Below are 7140 nucleotides of genomic sequence, written 5' to 3'. Positions count from 1 at the left end.
CATTAACTTGCTGCCAATCTGTTTGCATAGCTCCAGAAGAATTGAAATAATACCACTTGCCATCAATTTGTTGCCAGCCTGTTATAATGTCGTCTGTTGGTTGAGAAAGGTTATTATAATACCCCTCAACACCATTTACGAATGAATCCCATAGTCCATTATTAATCATGTTAGCAGGACAGTTTTTACCACTCCATCTTTGGTGTTTTACGATATTATTTAACGGTACACCCGTTTCTTTCATTAAATAAGCTACAAGTTTCTTAGCGTTATTTACTGCTTTACTGTAGTTACCGTCTCTGTTAACTGCGATTTCAATTGCAATAGATTGTCTATTACCTGGACCATCACCGTCTCCTGCGTGCCACCCGTTCTCGTTTAATGGTAAGTGTTGATAAATCTCTTTATCGTCTACTGTAAAGTGCCATGATGCAGTTCGGTCTGTGTTCCCTACTGCTTGGTTATATAGATATTGAGCGTGGTTTCTAGCACCTGCTCCTACACTTGTATTATCAGTCTCATGAATTGTAATATACTTTGGACTCATGTAGTTTTGAGGACGAATATTATCGTTACCTACTGGAACAATCCATTCAGTGAATGGAACACCATTTATTGTACTAGAGATTCTAGGTGATGCGGAAGACAGACTACGTTTTGTTCTGTTGGAATTGTTAGGAACAGTTAATGTACCCGTTTCTTCATGAATACCTTCTGAACGTTGAAGACTGTCTGCTTTCTTATTATCGACAGTACCTCCACCACGTCCGTCTACCCCTCCAAAACTAGCTTCAATACTTTTTATAGCCTGTTCATCTGATGCTTGAAGTTGGTCTGTTTTACCTTGTTCTTGAACGCTTGTAGGTTGCTTATTGTTTACTGATTGTTGTTCCTCTGCAAATGATGCCAATGGTGAGGATAATACCGTTAATCCTGCTGTTAATGCTACTACTTTTTTGTTAAATTTAATATTCATTTCTACTTTGGTATATCTCACTATTTTAATAGATATACCTTCCTCCTTGTACTTCTTTTAGTGTGAATAATAGTTTAATGGTAGTCTGAATCCAAAAAATAACGACTTGATTTTTCATTTCATATAATTAACTGAAATCTATAGGTCCTCCTAGATATGTCAATATTTCAGAGTTATAACACAACACTAGGGCTCCTCCCACAACTAAGACCAATGAAAAGAAAATCCAACACAGATTTTTCTTCATAATTGTTTAAATCTATATTGGGGAGCGTTTCAAACAAATATCGAAGAGAATGATAAGGACTTAAATTGTTCTCTTTTGCAGTTTCAACCACACTATACATGATGGCACTCCCTCTAGTACCTTCGGAAAAATATAATTTAAATAACATAAATAACCTTTAATATACAAAACTATAACATTTTACTTTATATCTCGTTTGTTTTCTATGAAATTCACAAATCTTTCAAAAATCCTGATTACAAATAAAAAGAGACTTCAAAACACAGAAGTCCTTTTTTATGTTGGTTTGGAGTAAAGTTTGATCAAAACTCAGGAGTTTTACCGTGACAGCTTTATCTAATGATGCAAAACGGTGCAACTTTTTTGCAAACAGTTAAACTTTATTCAAAACAGTAGGACTTTATTTCAAAGAAACAACCATGTCATGTATCTTAGTATTTAGGAACTTCTAATATACTCTTTTTCTTCCCATCATATACTATAGCTGTTTTTGCTTTTATATTCTCATTGTTATATTTAAAATCTTGGTTTGAGAAATTCACAATCACTTTCATGTTTTTTCCGAATGTCGTACTTTGAACTTGCCGATCTTCAGACAATACTTCAAAATTAGTCATTGGTTTTGTTACGGCTTTCTCATGAAATGGAGACCATACTTTCAAATAAGAGGTAATGATGGATTTACTTTTCTCCCATTCATTTTTATCAATATGATATAAAGGTGGTACATTATACAACATTTCAGATAACATTCTATTTCCTATCTCATCCTTAATTCTAAAACTTCCCCATGCCCATTGGTGAGTAGTAATAATTGAATTATTATATACAAGTTTATATAACGGAATTGAATATACAGGATTATTATAAATATTTTTATAAATAGGTTTGATTGGTATGGTTTTGGCATTCGTTTCTGGAATAGCACCATCGGGTGAAGTGGATTTATATCCGCCTACATAATATGGGCTCTGTTTATCTTTCATATCAGAGTCGGGCCAAATCCCAGGCGTTTCAATTCCATGCGCAAAGGCAATTATATTACTAGCAAAGTCATTCCCACCTTCTGATCCGACTACCATATGTTTTTCTTCGCTAATATATTTCATTCTTTGCAGTCTTGCTTTTACATCTTGTTCCTGAGTAGTAATGTGATTTGGAGAATAATCATCGTAAATTTCGCCTGTAGCATCACAATCGACAAACCAAGAATTAAACGGTATATTATTTTGTAAAATATCACCTACACGTTCTTGCACACTAGGTAAGGATAAAGTTGGATTTAACTTTCTTCCTTTTCCTAAGAATCCTCCTATTTTTTCTCCTTTTTCATTCGATATTGTGGCATTTTCATATAAAGTTTTATCTTTAAAAGAAGCAGTATTCCAATCTCTATTTCCAACTTCATGAATCGAGTGATATGAATCATAAAGACCGATTAAATACCCCATTCTATTTGCTTCTTCTACCATTTTGGGATTCATTAATCCATTAGCCCAATTAGGTAAACCTATCCATGCTTTTTTAACATTCGATTTCTTCATATCAACTAAAACATCTGTTGTTTCTTTCTGTTCCCATCTACTTACTTCATCCACTGCCTCTGTTAACTTACTCTTAATTAATCCTTTGTTCAGGGTATATAGTTCTTGTTCACTTAAGTTTTGGATTCCTTTTTTCGGTAATTCGTTTATTACAGTATCTGGATTATTAAAAATACCTTTATTATACAGTTGTTCTAATTTTAATACCTGATTTATCGCATTAACTATTACTTTTTGCTGGCTTTTATCGATAGTTTTTTGATTCTTTATATCTTGCATAACAGTTTCAAAATCTTTTGAGCCATCTTCCGTATTTTCTTGTAACAACTGTGCAATCCAATTTGTAAATATCTCATCCATTTTTTGTATGAATTTATCCCACTTGATATTTTCTACTGAAATCCCACTGTGGTCCCAAAAATAAATATGAGGAGCACCATATAATTTTTTAATGTTCGGATTTGTTTTTTCTTTTTCTTCTAGTGTCTTAAATTCTCCCTGTTCTTTTATATAATTTTTATAAATATTTGCCATCGAGACAGGGTTTTTATCAGTTAGATACAATCTGAATCCATATTCTTTATTCTTATTAATAGAAGGATATTGATGTGTAAAACTAAACTGTATACCGGAATCAGCAGTGAAATGAATATTATCATTATACATATTGTCAGCTATATACATAATGGAATATTTAGATTTATTCAATGCAAAGAATCTCATAGAAAAACGTTCTATGAATGACATGTCTTGATCTTTTAAATATTCTTTCCAGCTTGGGTCATTGCTAGGTATATTTTTTCCTTCCCATAATGGTAACGTATAGCTGTCCGCACTTACTTTAGGCCATGTAAATTCATTAGCTCCTTCAGACTTAGTAGATTTTAACTTAATACTTAAATAGGATTCTTTCTTTTCAATCTTCACATCTATTTGGTCATCTGGATAATTCCAAGATATACAATCATGTTTTTTTATTAGATTTGTTATTTTTTTCTTCGGTAGTGGTAAGGAAGCATTTTCTCTCACACCATCTTTTTCCACAAAAATTTCACCGGTTTCAGGATTCACATCAAAAGTAAAATTTTTGTATTGAGAAACTACGTTTTGTCCCTTTGTTGTAATATCCTTTTGTTGCGCATAACTCAGGGATGGTAATGTAAGACATATTGAACTCATCAAAATTGGAATGACTAGCTTGTTCATTTTTTTATTCATACTTATAAACCTCCTTTTTTGTATTTCTATCATACAAATACATTGTGACATGAATGTGACAATGTATTTTATTATTATTTAGCTTAATGATGAGTGGCTTAAAAAAGAACGAATTCTTGCCGTTCCCCCTCAAGTCTCGAATGATCCTCACGCAAAAGAGACTTGTCCATGACAAGCCTCTTCCCCGCCCTATTTGTTTATACTATTCTCAACAAGCCCAGTGGCATCCTCTAATGTGCGTTGCATACTATCTGCACGTTGGTCCGTCATATTTTGATCACGTACAGCTGCTTCGGCTACTTGTATTTTTTGCTCTAATGCTTTCACTGGTTCATTCTTGTATTGCCCTACCTCTGTTCCTACTTGTATCTTTGTTAAGAAATCTTTTGCTCTATTAATCTTTACTTAAAGTTTTTCTTTCGCCGTTTGTGGCTTTTCTTCTGCCACTTTAGAATGTAAAAAGGTTTGATGTGCCGTTTGTAACGATTGATACATTGTAACGATTTCTTCTTTTGTTACCATCATTCTTTCAAATGTTTCTTTTGCACCGTTATATGCTTTTTGTAATGCGGCAAACGCTTTTTGTGAATATTGACCAGGCTTCTCTCCAAATTCGTAAGTACCTGCCAATGTTTCTTTTACCTTATTCATTTCTTCATATAAGTTATCGATCTCTTCTATTTTTATCCGATTATTAAACTCATTATAAGCCGCTTTCACTTCAGAAGGCGTTAGTGCCTTGCTATATAGTCTTGCAAGCACAACTTTTCCATTTAATGGAGCATTACCATTACCAGAGCTTGTTGGATCTGCTCCAATCGCAAATGGTACGTTTGGATGATACACCTTCCCCGTTACTCGCTGACTATTTACTTTTTTTCCATCTACATATACTGCAAGTTCACTTCCATTATATGTTCCTGTTAGATGGTATGTTTTATTAGCTTCTAGCTGTACACCAATACGTTTATAACTGCCACCAATATGTGCCCATAATTCTACATAACCAGAACCTGTTGATTCAAATCCAATTCCACCGTTTTCGGTATTTTCCATAATTGCTTGATTGCGAATTTGATTCATAGAAAACACTGCTTCCAATGTAAAGGAATCCTTTACCTTTTCTTTTTGCTCATTTGAAAATGGAATATATCCATATGTATTATTCCGTCCACTTAATTTCATTACGTGTTTCTTTGAAGGTTTCTCATACTCAATTGCTACACTTCCTTTTACACTTCCATTTGCACCAAACGATGAACAATCTTTAAAAGTACCATCTAAAAAGTTCACATCGAATACATCTGCTTTCGGTACTTTCGCATTCGGATCAATTACTTCTGTATTCGTTTCAAATTCTTCGCGCAAAGGAGCACTACTTTCATTTCCAAATGAATCTAATGCTGTTACTTCTATGTTATATTCCGTATTAATCTCTAGTCCACCTAATGTAAATGTCAGCTCTTTAGGCACCGGATCCCGGTAGAACTCGGAGAAGGCTAAAAGTTGGTTTTTCACCTTTCCTGTTGCTTTCTCTTTTGCTTGCAAACGGTATGAGTGAACGAGTAAATTATCCACAGCTTGCGGAAATGCCGCTTTCACAGATGTCTCTGTTATATTCGAAAGTTTCAGCTTTGCATCTTGTAAAAATGCCGGCTTTTCCTTATCACGATCTTCTGTATACTTAAAAGATTCTTTCTTTGCTGGAAGTTCAACTACCCACGGCTCACCTGTCCAAGAGTTCGTATGAAAATCACGGCGATGAATCGTCACTTTTTGATCGTCTACTTCTACCAATAAACCTTGGCTTAATGTTTCAGCTCCCGGCGGAATATTTCCTTGTACTTTTCCGCTTTCCACTTCCATATAACTAACTGATGATGTACCAATAGACGTAAAGTCTTTTTGGTGAATTGACCTTGGATCATCAAGTGGATAATGAGAATGACCAGAAAACGTTACAGCTTGTGGATACTCTTTCAAGACTTCATTAATTTTGGCACTATCATTTGTCCCCCATTCATGACTCCCGTACACTGTTCCTTTAATTTGCTGATGTAAAAAGACAAAGATTGGCTTATTTGGATCAGCTTGCTTCGCTTTTACTAATTCCTGCTTCAACCAATTAATTTGTGTATCTGAATAATATCCATGTGTCACTCCATTTTCCGGGCTCATCACAAGAAAATGATAGCCTTTTACAACTTTGTGATAATAGATAGATTCCATTCCTGTTTTTTTAAGAAAACGTTTCTGTGCATCATGTGCCAATAATCCGTTCCAATAATCATGGTTACCTAAAGCATACATAGCAGTTGCATTTTGATTTCCATATTGCTTATAAGTTTGGAAGAAACGATCATACTGCTGCGTCGAGCCACTGTCTGTAAAATCACCAACAGCTACAAAAGCATCTTGTCTTGGAGCTACTGCGTTTAATTGCTGCAGCGCTCTTTGAAAACGAAACGTATCATCCGTTCCACTATTTTTAATGTGTACATCACTTAACACCGGAAAAACAATCTTCTTCTCTGACGATTCTTTCTCTGTTTTTTCTTCTTTTGTTTCCGCAAAACTAGTCCAAGAAAAAGATGTAAATACTAAAAAGAAAACTGCTAAAAAACCAATAAGACCTTTCACTTTACACAACATCTTTTTGATCACAAAAATCCTCCTCGCATATATTGTAAAATACAAGAATATTTTAGCGAAACGTTATTAAACTAGTATAAATTAAAGGTAAAAAATGTTAAAAATTTGTAAAACAAAGTAAAAAACCGCCAAAATAAGGCGGTTTTCTTATCGACATTCTCTTCTATTTTTTTCTTAATAAGCTTGTACATAACGACCCCAATGGCTCTGGTGTGAAAACTTCAAGATAATTGCAAGTAATCTCTAAATCTTGGACATACTGATACTATTACTCTAAAAAAGGTGCGTGATCAGTATGGAAAAGCGAAATTTATTCAAGTGGAAGCATTATCATCATGATATTATTTTGCAAACAGTAAGATGGTACCTACGGTACAACTTGAGCTTTCGTGATTTGGTGGAAATGATGGCGGAACGGGGCTTATCCGTTGCTCATACAACGATTATGCGTTGGGTTCATCAGTATGGTCCTGAATTAGACAAAAGAATCCGTCGTCATCTCA

General features: G+C 34.3%; 2 protein-coding genes and 2 pseudogenes. 1 reads left to right on the top strand and 3 read right to left on the bottom strand.

Annotated elements, in window-relative coordinates:
- The 3 genes and pseudogenes from C564_RS32805 to C564_RS33865 form a co-directional block, all read right to left on the bottom strand.
- Window positions 1–976: peptidoglycan recognition protein family protein (locus tag C564_RS32805; RefSeq protein WP_196811509.1), on the bottom strand; the 976-nt coding region annotated here is incomplete at its 3' end.
- Between the two features lie 678 nt (window positions 977–1654).
- A complete protein-coding gene (locus tag C564_RS0127905; protein ID WP_018767669.1) occupies window positions 1655–3985 on the bottom strand; it encodes a glycoside hydrolase in 2331 nt (776 codons plus the stop codon).
- A gap of 189 nt (window positions 3986–4174) precedes the next feature.
- Window positions 4175–6637 (bottom strand): annotated as a pseudogene (locus C564_RS33865) (LamG-like jellyroll fold domain-containing protein).
- A gap of 295 nt (window positions 6638–6932) precedes the next feature.
- Between C564_RS33865 and C564_RS0127895 the strand changes: the two are divergent.
- A pseudogene (locus C564_RS0127895) lies at window positions 6933–7140 on the top strand (IS6 family transposase); the annotation flags it as partial.

The organism is Bacillus sp. 105MF, from assembly GCF_000374885.1.
Lineage (GTDB): Bacteria > Bacillota > Bacilli > Bacillales > Bacillaceae_G > Bacillus_A > Bacillus_A pseudomycoides.
This window is presented reverse-complemented; position numbering and strand designations above follow the sequence as displayed.